Below are 24113 nucleotides of genomic sequence, written 5' to 3' on the forward strand. Positions count from 1 at the left end.
TATCAATTGAGAAGTATCCGGTTAAACAATAATGGTTTGACAGGGAGTATCCCATGTGATTTTTGGGAGAAAATAGAAAATCCTGATTTACAACGTGCTGCGCTTGACAATAATAATTTTAATTCTAACTGTAGTAGCTCGATGAATAATGTTACAGGAAATGGTAGTCCTAAGATACTAGTGGGTGGAAATGATTTCCTAAATTTATTTCCGACTAACAATTGAGTCAGGCATTTCCAATTTCAAATAGAGTAATTTTTACTCGATAAATATTGTAATAATAACTCATCTGTTGGTGAACCTTCCCATAAAACTGTCATTTATTGATTAGATGCTGCCCTACTATAATTGGCATAGCTTTTGTAATAAATAAAGCAGAGTTAGAAGTCGTTTTAATCTTTAAGAGAGAGAAAAGATGGAAAAAGCAACAAATCACTTTATTTATTTATTATCTTTAATTTTGTTAGTCAGTAGCAGTATTTCCTGTAAAAATAATACTAGCAGTACCGATGAAGATCTTGGAGAAACATTAGAACCTATTGAGGAGGTGGAACTGATTTCAGGGGGTGAAAATGCAACAATAAAAGTTAACCAAAGTGATAATGCATATTTTAAGATTGATTATAGTAATATTGAATCTAATGATATAGTCGAAAATGGTAATTATGAAGGATGGTGTATTGATATTAATAAACCCATTGATAGCAATGGTGGTATTTATAGTAATATCAAACTTTATTCTTCTTATCGGGTAGAAAGCTGGAAGCCAATTAATTACCTCTTCAATATTAAGAAAGATTTGGAGAAGGAAGATCCGGAATTATCCTGGCGTGAATTTCAGCTGGTAATCTGGCAACTCAGAGCTAATCCGGAGTTTAATTTAGATAATACTGATATTGAAGACCTACCGAGTCAAATGCACGATGACGGGGAGCCAAAATTTGATCCTCAAAAAGTGAGAGAGCTTCAGAATGTGGTCGATGAAGGCTATAAAGATTTTAATTATAAAGATGCAGCTAGATTTGCAGTAATAGCTGAGACTCCCCCCGATTCTCAAACAGTCATAACATTTGTGGAGAAATAAAACATGGGCTTCTTCAATCTTAATTGTACTTATAATAGGGTAAACCTAACTAACTTTGTTGTAGACAGAATAGCTGTCTAAAACAGACTGTTAAGCCCTTTTTCATTTTATTAAATGTGTTGACTGATTAATATATGGATAATTACATCAAACAGTTTCTTTATAAAACTATTTTATACCCGATACCTAATAGCATTAGATGTGTAGTATCGCATTACAGAAAACATAGTCGGTTTGGCGATCATCGATACCTACTGAATCTGAAAAGTCCAAAAACCTTTAACGAAAAGATTAGTTGGTTGAATTTAAACCATAGATTTAGAGATGGACGAATTATTGCCAATAAGTATTTGGTAAGAGATTACGTAAAAAAAAGAATTGGTGATCAGTATTTGATCCCTCTAATTGATGTTTTTGATGATACTGATGAAATTGACTATTCAAAGCTTCCAAACCAATTTGTACTTAAACCGAATCATGGTTCAGGCTGGGTGATTATTTGTACGGATAAAAGTAATGCAGAAACAGATGTATATAATAGGAAACTGGATAGATGGTTAGGAATGGATTTTTATTACTTATCTGGGGAATGGCACTACAAAGATTTAGAAAAAAAAATAGTTTGCGAAGAGCTGATCCAGGAATTACACAATATAGTTGATTACAAGTTTTACTGTTTCAATGGAAAACCGAGGATTGTACAGGTTGATTTTGACAGGCACACCAATCATACCCGTTCTTTTTATGATCTAAATTGGGATAAAATGGACCTTTCCCTGCTTTATCCAGCTAGTGAGAAGGATATGCCAAGGCCAAAGGGATTAGATGAGATGATTGAAGTTGCTAAAACATTGAGCAGCGAGTTCACCTTTTGCAGAGTAGATTTGTATGACGTAGACGGCAAGGTCTATTTTGGTGAAATTACTCTTCACCCGGAAGCGGGTACTGCTCCCTTTGGAAGTTATGAACAGGATCTGAAACTGGGTCAAATGCTAAATCTTAACCATTTACAAAATTAAATACGGTAGTTCTAACTTGAGAAAGCTTTGTTGTTTAATACCATCACTAGGACCGGGAGGGATGGAAAAGGTAATGAGTAAACTTGTTACCTATTTCAATGGAAAGCCGGAAGTTGAAGTACACCTAATTCTTTATGGAAGAAAACGGGAAATTTTTTTTCCTATACCAGAACAAATACACATACATAAGCCTGAGTTTGAGTTTAATAATAAGTACAGGCTACTCTTTACTGTCTGGACACTATTTTTCCTTCGACATAAAATTAAATCGTTAAAACCTGACACCTTATTGAGTTTTGGGGAAGAATGGAATAATATGGTTCTGTTAGCTACACTTGGTCTTAAGTATCCAGTGTATGTTTCAGACAGGGCAGAGCCTGGGAAAAAAAGACGTCTATTTCAGGAGTTTTTAAGGAATAAGTTATACCCTTTTGCTGATGGTATAATTGTACAAACAGATAAAGCCAAAAAATTATATCATAAGAAATTTCCGAATAATAAAACTAGAGCGATTTCCAATCCATTCGGAGATGTAAAAACTGGACAAACAGATGGGAGGGAAAATATTATTCTATCGGTTGGTCGTCTGATAGAAACAAAACATTATGATTTGCTGATAAATATGTTTTCAAAAGTTGACAACCGAAACTGGAGGCTGGTCATAGTTGGAGGTAATGCCGTTAAACAGAACGGTTTGAGTAGATTACAGAGAATAATAGATAAAAAAAATCTAAATGATAAAGTGACACTTACCGGTACGGTATCAGATGTGAACAGCTGGTATAGGAAGAGTAAGATTTTTGCATTTACCTCCAGTTCAGAAGGGTTTCCCAATGTTATAGGAGAAGCTATGCAAAATGGCTTGCCTGTTATTGCTTTTGATTGTGTTGCTGGTCCTTCTGAATTGATAGATAACGGTGATAATGGATATTTGATCCCAATGTTTGATACGGACGAGTATATTGATAGACTTAAGAAATTGATGAGAGATGATCATCTTAGAAGAAGGATGGGAGAACATTCTCTAAAAAAAATACAGGATTTCTCTATCAATAAAATTGGTGAAAAATATTATAAATTTATTACTGAGAAATTATGAAAATCATAATTAATGCCAGTTCAATACATAAGGGAGGGGCGGAACAGGTAGTTCATTCTTTTATCAATGAATGTATAAATTATCCACAACATAGTTTCCATATCTTAATAAGAGAAAATATAAGGAGCCAGCTACAGACAGATCTGTTTCCCCAAAACTTTTATTTTTATGATGTGCAAGAGAGACCCGGAAAAAGTTTCTATCAAATATATAACGCAATAAAAGAGTTTGATGATTTGGCTGAAGAGATAAATCCTGATGCTGTAATTTCTACAGGGGGGCATGGATTTTGGAAACCTGACATTCCGGTTGTCGGGGGATTTAATATTCCTCATTATGTATATCCTGAATCGCCTTACTTTGAAAAAATTTCTCTAAAAAGAAAGCTCTATTGGAAACTAAAAAAAGTGTTTGATCTGTTTTTTTACCGACGGTTGGATGCTATTGTCGTTCAAACTGATGATGTTAAAGATCGATTGCAAAAATTGATACCAAATAAACCTATTTATTCAGTATCTAATACTGTAAATGCTACGTTCATGCGAGATAATTATGGAAGTAGTACATTAGAAAAAAAAGAAGAGGGGGAATTTAGATTTTTAACTTTAAGTGCAGATTATCCTCACAAAAATATCGAAATAATAAAGGATGTTGTAGAGGAATTACATAATAGGAAATTATATAATGTGAAATTTGTATTAACCCTTCCTGAAGAAGCATTCGAGAAATTTGAGGAACCGGACATCAAAGACCAGTTAATTAATGTCAAACCTGTATCTATAGAGAAATGTCCTGCTTTATATCGCGATTGTGATGCTATGTTTTTACCAACGCTTTTGGAATGTTTTTCAGCCTCTTACGCTGAAGCAATGAAGATGAGAAAACCTATTTTGACCTCCGATTTGGGATTTGCACACACAATATGTAAACAGGCGGCCCTTTATTTTGATCCTTTAGATCCGGTAAATATAGCTAACAAGATTGAGCAGTTAATTAATGACGCAGAATTATATGAAGAGTTAGTTGCTGAGGGGATTAGGGAGTTCCAAAAATTAAAGACACCTGCTGAACGTGCTGAAAGTTTTATTAATATAGCAGAGTCATTGGTTTCAAATGGAGAGTATAAAAAACAAACAAGTGAGCTTGTAAATTAACAATTCACAATAATAGCTAGTTATCCACACTATGAATATTGATAATGAAAACGCATCTTAAATATCCAATTATATCAGATTCTGACAAGGGTATATAAAATGCGATTAATAAAGGGCTCAAATCAGCTACAGGTGATGTTTGTGGATTGGTTCATGCAGGATTATTCGATGCTCAAGTGACATCGTGATGTATGCGAGCTGAAGCACATTAAATATTTGTAAGGACTTATATAAAAATGCAAGAAACAATTAAGGACAGGAAAATTGTAGTCGTCAATCAAGCAGTAAATTATCTTACTGTTGGGCTATGCAATGCTTTTGCGGAAAAGTTCGAAGTAGTATGTTTAGTTACCGGAAGTATACACATCCAGGGAGAGGAGCTAAATTCCAAGATAGGTATCACCAAAATTAATAAATGGATAGAGCGTCCTGCCTATAAAAAACTGCTCTCTTACCTGTGGGCATGTGTTCAAATTTATTTTTTGTTACTAACCAAGTACCGAAATTATGAAGTTTTTTTTGTATCGCTCCCCCCAATGGCATATCTGATGTCAATATTTCTGCCTAATCGATGTAGCATGCTAATATGGGATGTGTATCCCGATGTGTTTAAAATAACCGGAATGAGTGAAAATCATCCTGTTTACAGGACATGGGCAAAATTAAATCGAATTGCTTTCAGGAAAGCTTATAAGATTTTTACCATTGGCAATAAGATGGCGGAACTTTTAGCAAAGTATATAGATCACGAAAAGATACAAGTGACGCCATTGTGGTCAATTTTTCAATCTAACGGCAGTGTTGATAAAGAAGATAATCCTTTTGTTGAGCAACATAATTTGCATGACAAATTTGTAGTGCAATATTCAGGGAATATTGGTCTCACTCATAATGTGGAGGTTATGGTAGAGTTGGCGGAACAGATGAAAAAGTACAAAGATATTCTTTTTCAGATCATTGGTCGCGGTCCCCGCAAACCACATTTAAAAGCATTAGTGGAGGAGAAAAATCTGCCTAATTGTGAATTTCTTCCTTTCCAGTCTGACGAGATGTTTCCATATTCACTTTCAGCAGCGGATCTAGGAGTTGTAATTCTGGACGAGTCGACATCCAAAGGGAGTGTGCCCAGCAAATCCTATAACCTGATGAGTTATGGAATACCGACATTATATATTGCATCAGAAGATTCTGAACTCCATCATTATGCAGAAAAGTATGGCCATGCCAAATGCTATAATCACGATAAGTTGGAGAAGGCCGCTGATTTTATTTTAAAGTTGAGAGGAGATCAGAATCTGCAGGAAAGGTTTGGACGGAATGCTGTTGAAGCATCAAGAGATTTTCGTAGATCTAATGCAGATAAAATTGTAGACCGTTACCTAAAAAAATCCACAGAAAAAGTACAATTTAATACTGTGAACTAAATATGAATAAGAAAACCATTGTTTATATATCGGGGGAAGGTCGTTCTGGATCTACTTTGCTTGATATAATATTAGGAAACCAGAAAAATGCTTTTAGCTCCGGTGAACTCATTTATTTTGCTGAAAAAGGGATTAATAATGGAGAATATTGTGCTTGTGGAAATCCTGTACCTGATTGTGAAATCTGGTCTAAAATTATTGCGAAATGGAATAAGGAACGAATTTTGGATTTAGATGAATACGTACAAATACAAAAAAGGCTGACGAGCAAAAAAAATATTCTGTCATCATGTTTCTCCTTACGAAATCCGTCAGGAGAAATAGCTCAATTTTTAGAAGATACTAAGAAGTTATATAGCGCAATTTTTAAGATAACTCAATCAGAAATTATTATTGATTCATCCAAAGCACCTCTGAGATTATTAATCTTGAAAAAATTGGGATATGATGTAAAGGTTATCCACTTGATAAGGAGGTTTGGTGATGTATTAAACTCATATAAGAAAAAAGCAGAAAAAGATCTAAAAGCCGGTGTCGAACATGATATAACTCCGCTGAATACATTCTATGTGTTTTCAAGTTGGTCACAAAAAAACCTGTTCACCTATCTTTTTACCCGAGACATTTCATATCAAAAGATTAAATATGATCAATTAGTTTTAAACCCGTTAAAAGAACTATCTTCTGTAATAAATGAGAATTCCACTTATACTGATCAATTACGAAATAGAGGTCCTTTTTATCCTGAACATTTGGTTGCCGGAAATAGTATACGCATGAAGAATCATATACATATTACTGAGAAACCAATGAATACTTCTTATCACCGGTTAAATAAACGAGACAAAATGTTCGCTAAGTTTGTAGATTATTTTTATTAATAAGTTTGAATAATAGAGGGAGTACAATTTGATGATTAATACTGATTGGAAAAGAAAGTTAAAATTAAACGCAAAAAATCTGATAGGGTGGCGATCCGATCGGAGAATTATTGTACTCTCTGTTGATGATTACGGTAATGTAAGGATCGACTCAAAAGAAGCCAGGGATAATCTGAATGATAACAACATTATGGTACAGAGTCCATTTGCCGGTTTCGATCTGTATGATTCCTTGGAAACAAAAGAAGACCTGGAACAACTGTTTGAGGTGCTCACTTCTGTAAAGGATATCAATGGTAGGAATGCTGTCTTTAGTCCGTTTGCTGTTCCCTGTAATCCGGACTTTGAAAAAATGGAGGAGACAGGTTTCCGGGATTATACCTATGAGCTGTTGCCGCAGACCTACGAAAAACTTTCTGCTTATCAACCAGATGCTTATGAAGGTACATGGAAATTATGGAAAGAAGGTATAGATAAGAAGTTACTTGTGCCTCACTTTCATGGGAGGGAACATTTTAATCTGGGGGTTTTTAAGCAGAAATTATTAGAAAGCGGTGATGAACTAAAAACAATTCTCAAGAATAGGTCTCTGGCCAGAGTGCCTTCCGAAAATGGTAATTCGATATCTATTTCATCTGCTTTTGATTTTTGGGATTTCGAAGAAAATACCCACCTGAAAGAGGTGATTGAAGATGGATTAAATGCCTTTGAAAAGGTGTTTAGATTCAGAGCTGACCATTTTAATGCACCGGGTGGATGGGAGCATTCCATTCTCCATAAAACGCTTAAGGAGAATGGCATAAAGTATATTGATACCCCAATTGTTAAACGAGAACACCAAGGAAAAGGAAAATACAAAAGAACATTTAACTATACCGGTAAACAAAACGAATTAGGGCAAACTTTTATCGTTCGAAATGTTGTCTTTGAGCCAACTCAAGAACGAGATGTTGATTGGGTTTCGTTTGCTATGAAACAGATTGAAGCGGCTTTCCGATGGAATCGTCCTGCAATTATCAGCTCACATCGCGTAAATTTTTGCGGGCATATAGATGAGAAAAATCGAGAGAAAGGGTTAAATGCGCTACAGGAATTGCTTACGAAAATCACGGAACGTTGGCCGGATGTGGAATTTATGGCCGCTAATGAATTGGGAGCATTAATCGAATCAGAAAAAAACTGAAACTTTACGAGTAATTTTTACTCGGTCATAAAGATTTGACTCGTTTACTAAATTCCATTACTCATTTAGTAAACGGCTCTTCTTATTTCCCAAGTAGCCTTCACGCGGTTTAAACTCCCTTTTATTGAATGTTGAAAGCCACTTAATGGCATTGGCATAACTGTTGTATTGTAATAAACGGGGTTATCTGTAATAAGTTTTTTATATATATGAAAATAAAGAGAGCGTTATATCTGGGATATTATTTAAAAGAACTCGACGGGGAGAAGTTTGTTCGTTTTCTGAACTATGTAAGTGAACAGACGGAGAAGTCAAGAAATGAGATCATATCGGATATTCTAAAATCAGTTTTTGTCCATAATATCTCTGTGTTGGAGTATTTCCAATTTGGGTTTTATAAGCTGGATAAAACAGAAAGAGAGCAGTGGGCCGGTACAGGGTTCATGTATGAATATCAGCTGAAGATGAATCCACCCGAAAAACGGCATATCCTGGATGACAAAAGACTTTTTTATAAAAATTACAGTAAGCATATGATCCATGATGTAGCCGATGTTATAGATCTAAAGATGAATTCCTCTTTGGCTGATTCCATGCTTTCTAATCCCTCTGGTAAACTGGTGTTTAAACCAGCCGATGGCAAATGTGGCGACCAGGTAGAAATCAGAAATTGTGAGGAGTTCAATTCAACTGGCCTCATTACCTTTATGGAAGCCAATAAATATGGAATTGTTGAAGAGTTTATTGAACAGCACCCTCATCTGAACAGGCTTTCACCTTCTGCAGTGAATACTGTTAGAATTATTACACAGCTAAATGATAATAATGAAGTGGATGTACTGGGTTGCCGGTTGCGGATATCTGTCGACTCACCGGTAGATAACATGGCTGCCGGAAATTTGGCTGCTCCTGTTGATAAAATGACAGGCATAGTGAAAGGGGCAGGGGTTTATAGTGACATTACAAAACCTGATCAGCATTACCATCCGGTAACAAGTATTGAGATACCGGGTTTTCAAGTTCCATTTTGGTCCGAAGCACTTGAGTTAGCCAAAAAAGCCGCCTTGTTATATCCACAAAACAGGTCAATTGGCTGGGATATAGTTATCACAGAAAAAGGTCCGGGTCTTATCGAAGGTAATCACGATTGGTGTAAGTTACTTTGGCAATTACCTGTTAAGAAAGGATTAAAAGCAGTGTTACTGGGGTACCTCAAAGAAGGCTCAGAGGAAAATGTTCCCGCTTACGTTTAAGATAATCATAGCATAGATGCTAAAACGATTTCTCGATATTTTCATTTCGGTTATTACTTTGATGCTGTTATCGCCGGTATTGATTGTGATAAGCTTATTGATAGCTTATAAACTGGGGCGTCCAATTTTCTTCAAACAGGTGCGACCGGGCTTATACAGAAAGCCATTTTATCTGATTAAGTTCAGAACGATGACCAACGAAAGAGACAGCAATGGGAGATTGCTCCCCAACGAACAGCGAATGACTTCTTTTGGGCGCTTTCTACGGTCATCCAGCCTGGATGAATTACCGGAACTCTTAAATGTTTTAAAGGGAGAGATGAGTATAGTCGGTCCCCGTCCTTTGCTAATGGATTACCTGCCATATTTCACCGAAGAACAGGATAAGCGTCATAATGTAAAACCAGGGATTACAGGATGGTCACAAGTGAATGGGCGGAATTCTATAAACTGGGATAAAAAATTGGAACTGGATGTATGGTATGTAGAAAATCAATCGATTTGGCTGGATTTGAAAATTTTGTGGATGACACTTTTCAAGGTGATCAAAAGAGAAGGAATTACATATGAAAATCATGTTGCTATGCCTCGATTTGACGAATATGTAGAAAACCAAAAATAAAGACTATGAATTTACTAATAACCGGCGTGGGAGGCCCAACGCCACGATCATTTGTCAGAGCGGTAAAACTGGCGGATAATAATTTTTCGAGGTCTGTTAAATTTGTTGGAGTGGATTGCGATCCGCTTGCTTATGGATTATATGACCGTTCACTTTTTGATAAAAGTTATGTTGTTCCTAGAGCAGATGAGCAGGAATACTGGCCAACAATAAACGATATTGCAGAAAAAGAAGATATTGATGCTACAGTTATTTTACCTGAAGTAGAAGTTTTGGAATGGTCTAAAAACCGTCATAAACTTGATAGATCAGTTAAAGTTCATCTTCCTGATTTTGAGTTAGCTTCAACACTTGTTAATAAGCACCGGTTGCACAAATATCTGGAGGGTTCTCAACTGATACCAAAGTTCAAAAAAGTCGTCCCATCCAATTATAACTATCAGGCATTAACTAAAGAGATAGGAGATATTTTTTGGATTCGTGGCACAGAAGGTTCCAGTGGACTGGGATCGCTGAAGATAGAATCCGAATCTGCATTGGCACAGTGGATTTCAATTAATAACGGAGTGAGTGAATTTATTGCTACAGAATATCTGCCGGGTAGAAATATGGCTTGCAAAATGCTCTATTTTGACGGCGAGCTGAAGCGTACAGCTTGTGCCGAGCGCATAAACTATATAATGGCTAAAGTGGCACCATCCGGTGTTACAGGCAATACTTCTTTCGGTCGCCTTATCAACGAACCAAAGCTGGTTGATCTTTCAGAACAAGCGTTGGAGTCTATCTCTTCTGATTTGGGAACCGAACTCAACGGCATTTTTACAGTTGATTATAAAGAAGATGCTGGGGGATATCCGAAGATTACGGAGATTAATATCCGCCATGTTGCATTTACATCATCCATTGCTGCCGGAGGGGCAAATATACCAATGGATACCTTAAAAGCTATGATCTCATCAAATCCTACAGCAATAAAACGAAAAGATTATACATATGATGAGCCCTTAGTTTTTCTCCGGGATGTAGATTCTGAACCCATTGTTATGAAAGAAGCTGACTTGTTGGAAAAGAAAAAAAAGGATGTGCAGGTCAAATTTAGCTAAAGAGTGTTATATCGGAGTGACTGTTTTGTATGAAAGAAGAAATCCTGTTTATAACGCATAAGAAAAGTGAGGAGATCCAGAAATTAATTCGTTCTATTCGCGATCAGATGGGGGATCGCTCACTTACGATAATCTCTCAATCTGTCCCCTTTAATATTGAAGGTACCAACGTTTTTCAGTTTAAAGAATCTATTGTCAGCGAGATGAATTTCCCTGCGGTGAGTGATTCCCTGGTGCCCGGAAATGTCTATTTCCCGATCTTTAAGTATATAGCCCAACAGGAATCTCCGGCAGATTATTACTGGATTATAGAATATGATGTGCGTTTTACTGGTCGCTGGTCTGACTTGTTTGATCACTATATGCAGTATGATGCGGATCTGGTTACATCACACATTTGCAGTTACGATAAAGAGCCTGATTGGTACTGGTGGCAGATCGATCATCCGCAAGAATATATACCAAAGGAAAAAAGGTTGCGATCGTTTAGTCCTATCTATCGGATCTCACATAGAGCCTATCAATTTTTGCGAAAGAAAATACAAAATGGATGGAGAGGCCATTATGAAGTGACATTTCCTACTCTGCTCTATCACAACGACTTTAAACTGTTGGATCTTAGTGCGAATAATAAATTTTCCGGTACTGAAAAAAACTTTAGTCTGACTCGCAGCGATTCCGAAGGGGCACTATTGACGGGAACAATGAAATATCGACCAGCAATGAAAAAGCCAGGATTTAGAAAAAATAAGCTGTACCACCCCGTAAAAAAAGAGGGTGGATTAGGATTTTTTCGCTTGTACGTTGGGAATGTTTATCGATATGCAAAGTGGTTGCTTGGCATATCCAAGCGCGCGTAAAAAACAGTAACCGACCAGGGGATAAACCGAAATAACATGTTTTTTTCTCTTATCAGATTCTTAATCGATCCATTTAATATTTTTTGGGTCTTGTTGGGCTTTACAGCCATATTCTGGTTTAGAAACAGGGTAAAACCCTTCAAGGTATTAGCAACTACTACATTTCTCTGGTTCATATTGATTTCAACCCCATTACTGCCGAATACCATTATTAATTCGCTGGAAAATCAATATGAACCTGTTGATGTCGAGCAGCTTAATCCTGATGATGAATATCATATCATAGTTTTAGGTGGCGGACACGGTTTTGACGATCGTCTGCCTGCGAATTCGCTGCTTTCGGATATTGCACTGGGTAGATTGAGTGAGGGATTGCGACTCCATCAACAGTTACCCAATAGCAAATTGGTTTTTTCGGGATATTCATCCAGTGGTGGCACAACACAAGCCGAGATGCTTCAGCAAACGGCAATATTGCTAGGCGTGGAAAAAGAGGCAACAATCCTGCAAAAAGAGCCTTCCAACACCTATGAAGAAGCAGAAACTTATACTCATAACTTTGACTATAATAGTAACTCTAAGCTTATAGTGGTGACAAGTGCGGCTCATATGCCTCGTGCTGTTATGGTGTTCAGACAATTCGGTGCAGAGCCGATCCCTTCTCCGACTAACTACCGCTTAAAAGGTAGTCGGAAAAATAGATGGATTGGTTGGCCCTCGATCAGTAATATCGAAAAAATGGAGGTGGCAATGAGTGAATATGCGGCTATACTATGGTATTCTTTCTCTGACGGATCTCTCGGATTTCTCATCAATAAATAAGGACGTGATCATTAACGCAATGCACAGTCTAACTTCAAACCAACAAGCTTTTCTGATTATATTTTTTCTGATCCTTTGAATGACATCAACCATATTTGAAGGAAGAGGTTCTCTTATTCTTTTCTTAACCAGCCCCATTCTTTTGGTTCGGGATTAATGGGTACCGATAAAAATTCAGGCCAGAGATTTTCAATCATTGCTTGAAATAAATGTAATCCGGAGCCTTGTTGATCAAGGGGTACTTCGAAACACACTTACATCTGCAGTTAAAAGGGCTGACTATTTCGGCTGCAATATCCATTCAGCAGGGTAAAGAACTCCTCAGTGAGCCATTCGCTGCTCCCAATAAAAAAGATTGTATATTGAATCCTTTCCAATTTTATCTGATTTACTCATAAACAATTTGATAATTTCCTCGTAGACATAGGAGTTATCATATCCATAATAGTTTAACAACATGTCCAGATTGCCAGAATATACGTACTCTAAATTCTGTTCATGATTCTTACGATTTCAACAACATTGCCATTGCAGATGTTTGTTGGTTTTGTTCACTGAAGAACTACAGGTTATCAAAATATTTTCAGTTAGTAGTTCATAATACAGAGCAGAAGGTTTCTGATTATCTTCAGGAGGAGAGTTTGTTAGATAACTCTTCTCTATCTAAAAGAGAGTGATTAGTTTCTGACTTTTTGAAGTGAGTTTACGACTCCCGATGGTAATATATATCGTAAATTTTTCTTGACTAATCCCCAACCTTTTGGTCCTGGATTAATAGGTACATTTAAAAGTTCAGGCCAAAGGATTTTAATCATCTCTTTAAAAAATGAAAAGCCAGGTGCCTTTCGTTGCTCACTAGGTACTTTTAAGCAAACTTCCAGTAATGACCTGCAGTTAAAAGGACTTATTGTTTCGGTTGCAATATCCAACTCGGCAGGAAATAGAGCACCCCAGTTACCCATCCGCTGTTCCCAATAAAATAAATCGAGGATTGTCGCTTCACTGATTACTGATTCATCAATGTTGTTTATCCATTTCTCAATTTCATTACTGACATAACTGTTATTATAACCAGCATAATCTAATAATACGTTTGAATTTATATAATCATCATCAGATGGCACATATTTTAGTTTTTGCTCACTTATCCTCACAATTTCGGTAGCATTCCCATTTATCAGGATATGATCAGATTTTCGGTTAACTAGTTCACTGTACATAGATCTTGCCTTTCCCAAAGAGGGATAAGTTCGGGCCTTAGATACATTCTTGGATAGGATGTTAATAAACCAGTCCGGGGGTTCTTGATTTGAATTAATTACCTCATGATTTAAATTAAATTGTTGCTTAAGCTTTTTAGGGATATAAATATCGGCGTGATATGATTTCCATTTCCCCAGTTTATCTGTACTGTAATTAACTTTATCTGAAATATTTTTTGAAGCAGCAAGTATTAATCTGCTGTCGAAACCAGCGGTAAGGCTGATATTTATTTTAAATTTATGCTTTAAACCTTCTACAATGTTTCTTAAAAGAAGAGCAGCTTTCGGCACAAGTCTATCAACATCATTGGATGCCGGCAACGATGTTTTAGGGAAGAAGCGTATTTGATCAGAGTTATTAAGATCCAAATAATGATTCGGCATTAGCTTGAAACAGCCTTCGTAAAGTGTTTTGTTTCCAATCCATGCGGATTCTTTTTTAAGAAAACGAGTGCTATTTTTAAATTTCAATATTGATTCATTTTCCGTTTTGGACAGCGGTTTAACCTGGTTAATAACCGTAGGATTGGATGTACACCAACTTTTTCCTTTTTCAAAATAATAGAATACCTGTCGCAAACTGCAGGGATCATTAAAAATAAATGTGGTTTGTTTGTTTTGAGCAATCAGAATCCACCTGCCTGCAAGTGGTTTAGAAGCTTCAATTAATGACTGAATGCCATCAAAGCTATCCAGAAGATCATCGGCGATTTTTGAGATTCTTTTGAACGGCTTTTTACAATCAATAAAAATGCCGATGAGGGTTATCTTAAATCCATCCTTTTCTTCAGAAAAGAACCTTAAATCCCTGTGAATGGATAAGAAAAGATCGTGTTTCAACTTATGGCTATTCCAATAACGGTTGGGTAAATATTTTTTTGGACCGATAAGAAATTGCCGTCTAAATTTTAGTCTCTGACGAAGTTTAACTTCTTGATCATAGCCCGTACTCATAGCATTAAATGATTTATTGAACAGTTATCCCAAAAAGCCTTCAAAAAAATACTTACTTATATCAGCAAATAAACCGAAAAGGTTCCCCCCACATTTTTCGGTTCAAAAGATAATTCTGGTGCGTCGCCTGTATCAATAACAGATAATATTCCTCGTATTTCGAATCCTAATTTGTTATGAAGACCATGCTCGAAACCGACGCCAATAATTACTCCACCATCGAAATCGGAATATTGGTCTGAGACATCGTTTGAAAATTCGCCCTCAAATTCTACACCTATAGGAGCCCCTCTGTTTGTACCCGAAAATTCTGAATTTAACAGGTATCCCCCGTAAAATCCGCCGGTAAGGTGATAGGTAGTACTTGCTTTCTGACGACCGTAAACCGGGCGACTGTTCGGCTGTGTTGTGAATTGTAACAAAAGTGGCAGTTGAATATATGTTAGTTCAGTTTTGCTATCAGTTTCCAGTTCAAAACCTCGCAGCATAAACGACTCTTCATATCGTGCGCCCAGCCACGTAAGAGATGGTTCCGTCTGGAAACGTAATGATGGCGAAATACTTCTTCTGAATACCAATCCACCTTGATAACCCAAAGATAACTTAGGATCAAAGTCGAGATCTATATCTCCGCTTACAAAGCGAAAACTATTTAGGTGTGTACTGGCATTAACACCTCCGAAAACACCAAAGCCAGTGGACTGACCATTCGTATTGATTGGCACAAACAGACTTAATAATAAAACAGCAAATGCAATGGGTAATGCCTGAAAATTATTCAACGTACTCTCCCCTCATATTTTTTACCGTTTGAAGATTCATCATCAAATTAACCAAACGAAAACTTTTTAGCGTTATATTTTTCATGTTATTAAAAAGATATAATCCGAGCCGCGAATTTTATCGATTCGCTTGTAAAACAATTAAATAATTTAAGAGAGAGTTTTGGCACAGGATTTGATTAACTAATAACGAGAGTTAACAAAAAATCATATATGGACTATTCAGCTTCGCGTATCTATCTGTCTTCGCCACACATGAGTGGAAATGAGCTCGACTACATTCACGATGCTTTTGATAAAAACTGGATTGCTCCACTCGGAGAGAATGTCGATGGCTTTGAAGAAGATCTGCAGAATTACACCGGAAGTAAACATGCGGCAGTTATTACATCAGGGACGGCGGCTATTCACCTTGGTTTAATACTGTGTGGTGTAAAACAGGGTGATGAGGTTATATGTCAGTCATTCACTTTTGCAGCATCAGCGAATCCGATTCGTTATCAACAGGCTACTCCAGTGTTTGTGGACTCGGAGGCAGAAACCTGGAATATGGATCCTGAACTGCTGGAGCAAGCAATTATTGACAGGATTGAAGAAGTTGGCAGAAAGCCCAAAGCAATAATTATTGTTCACCTATATGGCATGCCCGCAAAAATGGATCAGATTCTGAATATTGCCGAAAAGTATGATATTCCAGTTATAGAAGATGCTGCCGAAGCGCTGGGTTCCTCAATCAATGGTAAAAAATGCGGCACATTCGGAGAATTAGGCGTTTTGTCCTTTAATGGTAATAAGATTATAACTACTTCGGGCGGTGGGGCTTTACTGAGTGATGATGAGGGGATGATTAACAGGGCCCGGTTTTTGGCGACTCAGGCAAGAGATGATGCTCCACATTATCAGCACTCGGAGATTGGCTATAACTATCGGATGAGCAATATAGTAGCAGGAATAGGTCGTGGGCAAATGCGGGTACTGGTTGATCGCGTTGCTGCGCGAAGGGAAAACTTCAATTTTTATTTCAATCAATTGAATGGATCCTGGCTTAATCCCAACATACAGCACCCCGAGCTGCAGGTTAATAACGGTTCGCAGTCGGGCATCTACTTTTTGAAGGAGCCAGATAATTTTTATAGCAATCGCTGGCTAACAACGATTCTGGTTAATCCCGAAGAAACAGGGGGGGTAACAAGAGAAGATATTCGCTTAGCCTTAGAAGAGAAAAATATTGAGTGTCGTCCGTTTTGGAAGCCGATGCACCTGCAACCCCTGTACAGCGACTATCCTTATTATGGTCGTAATATTTCGGATATGTTATTCAAATATGGACTTTGTTTGCCTTCAGGCAGTAATCTTACTGAAGATGATCAGATGCGGGTAACGTCAGCAATCAAGAATGTTTCCAAAACCATGGTATAACTCTGATTTTACCTAATTATAGTGTTAATGCTGAACCAAATATTGCTTTGCAACAGCGGATAATTACCGAGTAAATTTTACTCGTTATATGAATAAAAATAACACTATCTGTTTTGAAAAATTTTTTAACGTCTAATAAGAATACTAAAAGAACAAAGAATTTTGAAGGATGGAAAAGGCTTTTAAAAGAGGAAGAATACTATATTGGAAAGTACTTTTATAGATACAATTGAGTTGGCATAACTCTTGTATTAGGATAAGTGGTTCATAGACAAGAAAAAGAGAGAGTTCAAATGGAAAAAGAACATAGTTACATAAATAAATATACGAGAGTACTGTTTTTTTTAATCGGAGATACTATTTCACTATTCCTCTCCGCTGTTATTGCATATATCATTCTTGCCCCCTTTACACCTACTGAAAGATTATTTCCTACAGAGCACATTCTGATTATTGTTGGATCAGTATTAGTTGGCTTAGTTGTGTTTCGGATGTATCTGACAACCTGGAGATATACGAGCCTCAGAGATATGGTGAGAATAATCATGGGTGTTACCGTAGGCGGGGTACTATCTTTAGTAGTTTCGCAGTTTTTTATGCAATTGGGAGATTATGAATATGCATATACCGCCTTCATGATGATCAATGGTGTATTAATGATTGGCGGCTTCAGGATTAGTAAAAGGATTTATTTCGAGCTTAGAAATTCGCCCAAAAAAAATAAAAAACACACCATTATATTTGGTGGAAAAAATGAAGGAGAGCAGATCCTGCGAGATATATTGACCAACGAGCACTGGAATTTATCGGTGTATGGTATTTTTGACGATCGTGTAATGCCTGGCTTGCTTATGCATGGTATTCGGGTTTTGGGTGGAAAGAAAGAGATGATGAACTATATAAGAACCCATCCCGTGGATCAGCTTATTGTTGCCTTTCCTGAATTTCCCAAAAGCGAATTAAAGCAGATGATTGAAAAATGTAAGGAGATACGTCCGGATATGGATATAAAGATCTTGCCGACATTTCATTCTCTGACTGATAATCCGGTGGGTGTCGAACATATCCGTGATGTTAGCATAGAAGATATTTTGGGTAGAAAGCCGGTTAAAATAGATATGAATTCGATAAAAGCCAGTATTGCCGACAAAACAGTAATGATTACAGGGGCCGGAGGGTCAATCGGAAGTGAACTGGTACGGCAATGTGTGAATTTAAATCCTGCTGCAATAATTGCTCTTGATATTGATGAAACCGAGCTATACTACATTGAAAACGAGTGTAAGAATGTGGATACGGAATGTATCCCCGTCCTGGCAAGTGTTACGGACGAGCAAAAAATGGATCACATCCTCGAACATTTTAAACCTGATGTGATTTTTCATGCCGCAGCCTATAAGCACGTACCGATGATGGAAAGTTTTCCTGGAGAGGCTATAAAAGTGAACGTAGGAGGCACGCAAACAGTCGCATCATTGGCTTGTAAGCACCAGGTAGAAAAATTCATAATGGTATCTACAGATAAGGCTGTGAATCCCACAAATGTAATGGGCGCAACCAAACGCGTGGCCGAAGAGATTTGTATGGCCTACAACAAAATGGGGACTACAAAATTTATTTCGGTGCGTTTTGGCAACGTCTTGGGATCAAGAGGGTCGGTTGTACCTCTTTTTATCGAGCAGATAAAAAATGGCGGACCGGTGACGATAACCGATCCCAAAATGGAGCGTTACTTCATGACGATTCCTGAGGCCGTGCTGTTGGTTATGCAAGCCGGATCTATGGGTACGGGAGGAGAAGTATTCGTCCTGAATATGGGTGAACCCATTAAAATTCTTGAGATGGCAAAAGATTTAATTCAGCTACATGGCCTTGAGCCTGGCAAAGATATCCCTATTGAGTTTACCGGGCGGCGTCCTGGAGAAAAGTTATATGAAGAACTTTTGAATGCAGAAGAAGGTGTACATGAAACGGATCATGAAGAAATTTTTAAAGCCATCTGTAGCAGAAGGCTAGACACTGATGAACTGGAATCTAAAGTGGAGCAACTGCTTGAAATGCTTCAAAATGGTAATATTGAAAACGGATCTCTCAGAGAGCTGCTTAAAGCAATTGTGCCAACGTATACTTTCAAAGAAAGAGGAGAAGAAGAGCATCAGAAGTTCAGAGGTAGTAAAGATAAATCATTAGTTATTGGTTGATTTAAACATTTTCGCACGGTTCTATATCCAGAATCTACTGTAAACAGATTCTAAACGAAGCATTGAAAAACAATATCGTGCTAACTATCAAAATACAAGTGTATAGGTTAGGAGTATGGCTGATTCATTAGAAAGAGGAAATAACAGAGATAACAATATTCAAAAGTGGCAGGACCGGTCGCAATTCAACTCTGGTCATTCTTACAATTCAGATGACGCTGATACTGACGCGCTGGACCCTAAAAGAATTATAAATCTTATCTATCGATATAAATGGCTCATACTTTTTTTCCTGGTTGTAGGTACTGCGGGAGCTTGGTTTTATGCTGAAACTGCAACTCCGATTTATGAAAGCAGGGGAAGTTTGATGATCAGTTCTGGCGATTCGTCGCCTAAAGATGAGCTCTCCAAAATAATGTCTCAGACAACAGGCCGTGGCACCAGCTCAACATTTGAAAACGAGCTTCAGATACTTACTTCAAGAGAATTTTCGCGGCAGATTGCCCGCAATCTGATTAGTGAGGATCCGGGAGGTATTAATGAATTTCCCGTTCTATGGGCCAAAGAGGAAGGTGGGGAAGTTTATCGATACGGCGAAGAGGTTGTAGCCTCACGAATAAGAAGTAATCTGAGTTTTAAAGAACCTGATGAGGATGCGGATGTTATCGAGGTCACTTATCGGAGTTCATCTCCACAGGAAGCTGCAAAAATTGTTAATGAGGTGATGGAGCAGTATGTCGAAAATTCTACCCAGGAAAACCGCAGGGCGGCAGCATCAACAGCAGAGTTTTTGGAAAAGGAGAAACAGGAAATTAAGCAGAAATTAGATTCGGCCGAGCAAGAACTGCAGCAGTTTATGGACAGAACCGGCATCGTGCAAGTAGATGAACAAGCATCAAGTATGGTTAACCGCCGAACTGAGGTTGAATCGGAGTTGCAGCGGGTAAGATTGGATCTGGAGACGGTACGGCAGACGATATCAAATTATGAACAACAGCTTGAACGAATAAAACCGGGACTTTCGGATCAATTTTCAGAGGCTGTCGGCCCCAGAATTCGAAATGCCCAGGAAGAACTGGCAAAATTTGAAAATGAACGTACAATGATAATTGCCAAAAATCCGGATGTGCAAAAAAGGGAGAATCCGCCTGCCCGACTGCAATTTGTTAATGAGCAGATCGATCGGCTGAAAGAAGAGATTAAAAATCTATCGGGTAAGCTTTTCACTGAAAGTGATGAATTTGTAGGGATGGACGGCGAAAACCGAGCTCAGATGATCTCTGAAATTCAGAGTCGCCTGGTCGAGCTTCGTATAGAAGAAAATCAGTATCAATCGCGCCTCGAGGCACTGCAGCAGCATAAAGAAGAATTGGATTCTGATTTTAATTCACTGCCCGAAGGCATGATTGATCTTGCAAAATTAAAGCGGGATGTGCGAATAAATGAAGAGCTTTATTTAAACATTTCGCGTCAACATGCGGACATGTCGGTAATGAAGCAGTCACAGTTTGGCTTTGGACGAATTATTGATTCCGGAGATGTACCGAATTCACCGGTGTATCCCAATAAGAAAATACTACTGCTGTTAGGATTTATGCTGGGCGGCTTTTTATCGGCGGTATTTATTGTCATTAGAGAGTTTATGGATGATAGTGTGAAAAATGTAGGTCAACTTAAAATGATTTATCCGTCCAACCTAACTCTTTCGGTGATCCCCTCTATTGAAATGAATTCATCAAATGGCAGAGGTACATTTGAAGTGGGAGAGGGAACAGTACCTGATGAGATGATTATGTTGCGCGATCCGTCTAGTATGACATCGGAAGCATTTCGCCGGCTTAAAAACAAGATTATTTATCAAAATGGAGATATTCCCCCAAAGTCAATTGCGGTGACCAGCCCCGAAAAAGGCGATGGCAAATCCACAATAATATCTAATTTGGGCATTGCTTTTGCCGAAGAAGGATACAAGACGCTGATTATAGATGCAGATTTCCGCCGCCCCAAAATTCAAAAATATTTTGGGTTGACAGGTAAGGCTGGATTATCAGATTTCCTAAATAGTGATATGCCTTTCCAGCAGTTGTTAATGCTTATTCAGAATACGGAGTTGCGCAAACTAAAAGTATTGACAGCTGGTAAAAAAACAGAGGGACGAGAGATTGTTGGCAGTAATAAGGTATTTAAAAAGTTCTTAGACCAGATGGAAGAAGTTTTCGATGTTATTCTTATGGATACACCGCCATTTGGCATAATAAGTGATTCGGCATCGCTATTAAAGAAAGCAGAGGTCTCCCTTGTCGTAGCAAGACATAAAAAGACGAATAAAGAAATGCTGCTCAGAACCATCGAAGAGCTTGAGCAAATTGGTGCCAATGTATCTGAAATTGTACTAAATGATTTTGACTATCGAGAAGAGACTGGCTACAGTTACGGCTCGGGATATTATCAGGCTATGTACAGTAACTACGAAGCTTATATACAATAATTAAGATTTCAGGAGAAGGTTAAACAACCATTAATTAAATAACATGAGGTATTCTGTAAGTGATTACAGGTACTTCTAAAATCAATATCTATGGACAACTATTTAAAATATATCATTCTACTTGCTGCAATTATTTTGTTGCCAACCGTATTACAGGCCCAAATACAAGAACGAGGTGACAGGTTTATTCGTGTCGCTGAAGTGGGGGAAATAGCTGATTCAGTGAATGTTTGGGGTGATGTGGGGAGCGCCGGACGATATATCATTCCAGAGGAAACCACTTTGCCCGAATTGATTTCATACAGTTTCGGTTTTTCGCAGCTTCGCGGACGGGAATCTAACATTGATTGGGCAAAAACTCAGATTGAGGTTAAAGTATCCCGCTACAATGAAAATAAGAAACTTGTTGATGTGGCTTTATTCAGGTATCGTTTTCAAGATCCTGAACCAGTGGAGATGTTCGAGTTCGATCTGCAGAACAATGACATTATCACTCTGCAGGTTCGGAGAAAACCGGCTTTTGGAGATTACATAGATGTGATTGCCCCGGTAATTAGTGTTTTGGCTACTTCTATATTACTCATTGATAATCTGCGCGGTAACTAATTCACTGACTTGGTTAACTTTTATTTTGTATGGATAACATTGTGCCAAAGACCCTAAAAAAGATATTCTACATTTTACCCAAAGGCGATTCTATAAAGCTGGTAATTCTTTTATTGTTGATGCTTGTAGCTGCCGGATTGGAAGTAGCTGGAATCGGTATGATCCCGGCATTTGTTGCTATTGTCGCTGATCCTGAACGGGTTTTGGAAGTCGAGTGGTTAGAGCCTACTCTTATGATGTTAGAAATATCGACCTCCCGAGACCTACTTATCTGGGGATCTTCAGCTCTTGTTGGCATTTTCATCATAAAAAGCTTGTATATCATTGCGTTTAATTATTATGAAGCTCGTTTTATCTATCACCGCCGATACACCATCAGCCATCGTATGATGCGGGCATATATGCATGCGCCGTATATATTCCATCTGCAGAGGAATACAGCTGAGCTGTTAAGGAATATAGCACAGGAAGTAAATGTTTTTATCTCTACTGTAGTTACCAATCTCTTAAAAATGATAAGGGAGGCAGTGATGGCACTGGCAATCTTGGCGTTCTTGTTTGTAATGGAGCCATTAATAACGCTGCTTGTGATTTCTTTATCCGGATTGGGAGCTGGTACATTTATTTTGATGAATAAGAAGAAGATGAAAGAATATGGGCAAGAAGAACAAGAACGTAGATCGGAGATGATTAAAGCTCTTAACCAGGGACTTGGCGGCATCAAAGATGCCCGTGTATTGAACAGGGAAGAAGAATTTATTGAAAAATTTCGTGTTCACGCTCTTAAAAGTACCCGGCTGTTGGCTTATATTAGGTTTATTCAGCAAGTACCCCGCCCTGTAATCGAGACTACTGCAGTAATTGGCATGCTAATGGTTTCAGTTTTATTACTGTGGCAGGACAGACCTATGAGTGCCATTATACCAACGCTCACCTTGTTTGCTATGGCTACTGTTCGGCTGATGCCGTCAGTGCAGCAAATTGTATCTATGTATACAAACGTGCGGTATAACATAGTAACAATCAATCCTATTTATGATGATCTCAAGGAGCTCGAAGAATATAATGCTCGATTTCTCAAAGACCGGAAGAGTAACAACCAGATAACTCTTAATAAATATATTGAATTAAAAAATGTGAGTTACAGTTATCCGGAAAGTGAAGAACAGGCATTGAATAACGTTTCTATCTCAATTCCAAAGGGAAAGGCCGTAGCATTTGTTGGTGCTTCCGGGGCCGGTAAAACGACGATGGTAGATCTCATTCTGGGATTACTTGAGCCGGATGAAGGAGAAGTTTCGGTAGATGGAATTGATATACATAAAAGACTTTCTGCATGGCAGCAAAATATTGGGTATATCCCACAGATGATATATCTTGCTGATGAAACGCTGCGTTCGAATATCGCCTTTGGCTTGGCAGAAGAAGAAATAGATGATGATAAGGTAATGAAGGCTATAAAATTGGCCCAGCTGGAATCATTACTTAAGCAACTTCCCAAAGGTCTGGATACCATTGTTGGTGAACATGGAACTCGTTTATCAGGAGGACAACGACAAAGAATCGGAATTGCCCGCGCGCTTTATCACGAGCCAAAAGTATTGGTTATGGATGAGGCCACATCTTCATTGGACAATATTACCGAAAAGCAGATAACGTCTGCTATAGAATCATTGAAAGGTGAGCGCACCTTAATCATAATTGCCCATCGACTTACCACTGTAAAGAACTGTGATACGCTCTATTTTATGGAGGAAGGTGAAATCACACAAGAGGGAACATATCGCGATTTAGTCGATTCAAATATTAGATTTCGAGAAATGGCACTGGAAAACTAATTGTTAATAAATATAGTTTTCCACCTGCTGGTAGTATTGACCCTTGTATTACGCTTTAC

General features: G+C 37.9%; 20 protein-coding genes. 18 read left to right on the top strand and 2 right to left on the bottom strand.

The features are described 5' to 3' along the window. The 13 genes from ACT3ID_RS10160 to ACT3ID_RS10220 form a co-directional block, all read left to right on the top strand. Positions 1–225 (top strand): hypothetical protein (locus ACT3ID_RS10160; protein ID WP_491541916.1); only part of this gene is annotated, 225 nt, incomplete at its 5' end. Positions 226–415: 190 nt separating this feature from the next. Then, on the top strand, positions 416–1084 hold the full coding sequence (locus ACT3ID_RS10165) for a hypothetical protein (RefSeq protein WP_491541917.1): 669 nt from the start codon (positions 416–418) through the stop codon (positions 1082–1084). A gap of 134 nt (positions 1085–1218) precedes the next feature. Next, on the top strand, positions 1219–2103 hold the full coding sequence (locus ACT3ID_RS10170) for an ATP-grasp fold amidoligase family protein (protein ID WP_491541918.1): 885 nt from the start codon (positions 1219–1221) through the stop codon (positions 2101–2103). A 61-nt stretch (positions 2104–2164) separates the two neighbouring features. Next, positions 2165–3202: a glycosyltransferase gene (locus tag ACT3ID_RS10175; RefSeq protein WP_491541919.1), complete on the top strand. Its 1038-nt coding sequence runs from the start codon at positions 2165–2167 to the stop codon at positions 3200–3202. Continuing rightward, complete coding sequence (locus ACT3ID_RS10180; RefSeq protein WP_491541920.1) at positions 3199–4356, top strand: glycosyltransferase family 4 protein; 1158 nt, start codon at positions 3199–3201, stop codon at positions 4354–4356. The genes ACT3ID_RS10175 and ACT3ID_RS10180 overlap by 4 nt, the downstream gene beginning before the upstream one ends. Positions 4357–4592: 236 nt before the next feature. Next, complete coding sequence (locus tag ACT3ID_RS10185) at positions 4593–5780, top strand: glycosyltransferase family 4 protein (RefSeq protein ID WP_491541921.1); 1188 nt, start codon at positions 4593–4595, stop codon at positions 5778–5780. Positions 5781–5782: 2 nt separating this feature from the next. After that, positions 5783–6661: a hypothetical protein gene (locus ACT3ID_RS10190; RefSeq protein ID WP_491541922.1), complete on the top strand. Its 879-nt coding sequence runs from the start codon at positions 5783–5785 to the stop codon at positions 6659–6661. A gap of 31 nt (positions 6662–6692) precedes the next feature. Further along, a complete protein-coding gene (locus ACT3ID_RS10195) occupies positions 6693–7844 on the top strand; it encodes a hypothetical protein (protein ID WP_491541923.1) in 1152 nt (383 codons plus the stop codon). A 209-nt stretch (positions 7845–8053) separates the two neighbouring features. Beyond that, positions 8054–9097, top strand: coding sequence for a sugar-transfer associated ATP-grasp domain-containing protein (locus tag ACT3ID_RS10200; protein WP_491541924.1), 1044 nt, complete (start codon positions 8054–8056; stop codon positions 9095–9097). Positions 9098–9113: 16 nt separating this feature from the next. Continuing rightward, on the top strand, positions 9114–9719 hold the full coding sequence (locus tag ACT3ID_RS10205; protein ID WP_491541925.1) for a sugar transferase: 606 nt from the start codon (positions 9114–9116) through the stop codon (positions 9717–9719). Positions 9720–9724: 5 nt separating this feature from the next. Further along, positions 9725–10822, top strand: coding sequence for an ATP-grasp domain-containing protein (locus ACT3ID_RS10210; RefSeq protein WP_491541926.1), 1098 nt, complete (start codon positions 9725–9727; stop codon positions 10820–10822). Between the two features lie 29 nt (positions 10823–10851). Further along, complete coding sequence (locus tag ACT3ID_RS10215; RefSeq protein ID WP_491541927.1) at positions 10852–11682, top strand: hypothetical protein; 831 nt, start codon at positions 10852–10854, stop codon at positions 11680–11682. 36 nt (positions 11683–11718) lie between these two features. Continuing rightward, on the top strand, positions 11719–12504 hold the full coding sequence (locus ACT3ID_RS10220) for a YdcF family protein (protein ID WP_491541928.1): 786 nt from the start codon (positions 11719–11721) through the stop codon (positions 12502–12504). 677 nt (positions 12505–13181) lie between these two features. Here ACT3ID_RS10220 and ACT3ID_RS10225 read toward each other — a convergent pair. After that, the gene (locus tag ACT3ID_RS10225) at positions 13182–14720 is read right to left on the bottom strand and encodes a hypothetical protein (RefSeq protein ID WP_491541929.1); all 1539 of its coding nucleotides are present in this window, start codon (positions 14718–14720) and stop codon (positions 13182–13184) included. A gap of 56 nt (positions 14721–14776) precedes the next feature. Then, entirely contained in the window at positions 14777–15502 is a 726-nt protein-coding gene (locus tag ACT3ID_RS10230) for a porin family protein (protein ID WP_491541930.1), read from the bottom strand. Positions 15503–15715: 213 nt separating this feature from the next. On the opposite strand from ACT3ID_RS10230, the gene ACT3ID_RS10235 reads away from it, so the two are divergent. The 5 genes from ACT3ID_RS10235 to ACT3ID_RS10255 all read left to right on the top strand — a co-directional run bounded on the left by ACT3ID_RS10235 (position 15716) and on the right by ACT3ID_RS10255 (position 24054). After that, complete coding sequence (locus ACT3ID_RS10235; RefSeq protein WP_491541931.1) at positions 15716–16921, top strand: DegT/DnrJ/EryC1/StrS family aminotransferase; 1206 nt, start codon at positions 15716–15718, stop codon at positions 16919–16921. 293 nt (positions 16922–17214) lie between these two features. Continuing rightward, positions 17215–19122, top strand: coding sequence for a polysaccharide biosynthesis protein (locus tag ACT3ID_RS10240; protein ID WP_491541932.1), 1908 nt, complete (start codon positions 17215–17217; stop codon positions 19120–19122). Between the two features lie 115 nt (positions 19123–19237). Further along, positions 19238–21610 (top strand): GumC family protein, encoded by a 2373-nt coding sequence (locus ACT3ID_RS10245; RefSeq protein WP_491541933.1) that lies wholly within the window; start codon positions 19238–19240, stop codon positions 21608–21610. A gap of 90 nt (positions 21611–21700) precedes the next feature. Further along, complete coding sequence (locus ACT3ID_RS10250; RefSeq protein ID WP_491541934.1) at positions 21701–22216, top strand: hypothetical protein; 516 nt, start codon at positions 21701–21703, stop codon at positions 22214–22216. 41 nt (positions 22217–22257) lie between these two features. After that, on the top strand, positions 22258–24054 hold the full coding sequence (locus ACT3ID_RS10255; protein WP_491541935.1) for an ABC transporter ATP-binding protein: 1797 nt from the start codon (positions 22258–22260) through the stop codon (positions 24052–24054). Positions 24055–24113: the final 59 nt, after the last annotated feature.

The sequence above is a fragment of the Fodinibius sp. GM108 genome, from assembly GCF_058386985.1.

What these genes read in the sequence shown, in the direction of transcription:
- ACT3ID_RS10170 (WP_491541918.1), top strand. Translation starts at nt 1,219, where the DNA reads ATGGATAATTACATCAAACAGTTTCTTTATAAAACTATTTTATACCCG.
- ACT3ID_RS10235 (WP_491541931.1), top strand. Translation starts at nt 15,716, where the DNA reads ATGGACTATTCAGCTTCGCGTATCTATCTGTCTTCGCCACACATGAGT.
- ACT3ID_RS10225 (WP_491541929.1), bottom strand. Translation starts at nt 14,720, where the DNA reads ATGAGTACGGGCTATGATCAAGAAGTTAAACTTCGTCAGAGACTAAAA.
- ACT3ID_RS10215 (WP_491541927.1), top strand. Translation starts at nt 10,852, where the DNA reads ATGAAAGAAGAAATCCTGTTTATAACGCATAAGAAAAGTGAGGAGATC.
- ACT3ID_RS10175 (WP_491541919.1), top strand. Translation starts at nt 2,165, where the DNA reads ATGGAAAAGGTAATGAGTAAACTTGTTACCTATTTCAATGGAAAGCCG.
- ACT3ID_RS10200 (WP_491541924.1), top strand. Translation starts at nt 8,054, where the DNA reads ATGAAAATAAAGAGAGCGTTATATCTGGGATATTATTTAAAAGAACTC.
- ACT3ID_RS10165 (WP_491541917.1), top strand. Translation starts at nt 416, where the DNA reads ATGGAAAAAGCAACAAATCACTTTATTTATTTATTATCTTTAATTTTG.
- ACT3ID_RS10205 (WP_491541925.1), top strand. Translation starts at nt 9,114, where the DNA reads ATGCTAAAACGATTTCTCGATATTTTCATTTCGGTTATTACTTTGATG.
- ACT3ID_RS10245 (WP_491541933.1), top strand. Translation starts at nt 19,238, where the DNA reads ATGGCTGATTCATTAGAAAGAGGAAATAACAGAGATAACAATATTCAA.
- ACT3ID_RS10185 (WP_491541921.1), top strand. Translation starts at nt 4,593, where the DNA reads ATGCAAGAAACAATTAAGGACAGGAAAATTGTAGTCGTCAATCAAGCA.
- ACT3ID_RS10220 (WP_491541928.1), top strand. Translation starts at nt 11,719, where the DNA reads ATGTTTTTTTCTCTTATCAGATTCTTAATCGATCCATTTAATATTTTT.
- ACT3ID_RS10180 (WP_491541920.1), top strand. Translation starts at nt 3,199, where the DNA reads ATGAAAATCATAATTAATGCCAGTTCAATACATAAGGGAGGGGCGGAA.
- ACT3ID_RS10250 (WP_491541934.1), top strand. Translation starts at nt 21,701, where the DNA reads ATGGACAACTATTTAAAATATATCATTCTACTTGCTGCAATTATTTTG.
- ACT3ID_RS10240 (WP_491541932.1), top strand. Translation starts at nt 17,215, where the DNA reads ATGGAAAAAGAACATAGTTACATAAATAAATATACGAGAGTACTGTTT.
- ACT3ID_RS10190 (WP_491541922.1), top strand. Translation starts at nt 5,783, where the DNA reads ATGAATAAGAAAACCATTGTTTATATATCGGGGGAAGGTCGTTCTGGA.
- ACT3ID_RS10195 (WP_491541923.1), top strand. Translation starts at nt 6,693, where the DNA reads ATGATTAATACTGATTGGAAAAGAAAGTTAAAATTAAACGCAAAAAAT.
- ACT3ID_RS10210 (WP_491541926.1), top strand. Translation starts at nt 9,725, where the DNA reads ATGAATTTACTAATAACCGGCGTGGGAGGCCCAACGCCACGATCATTT.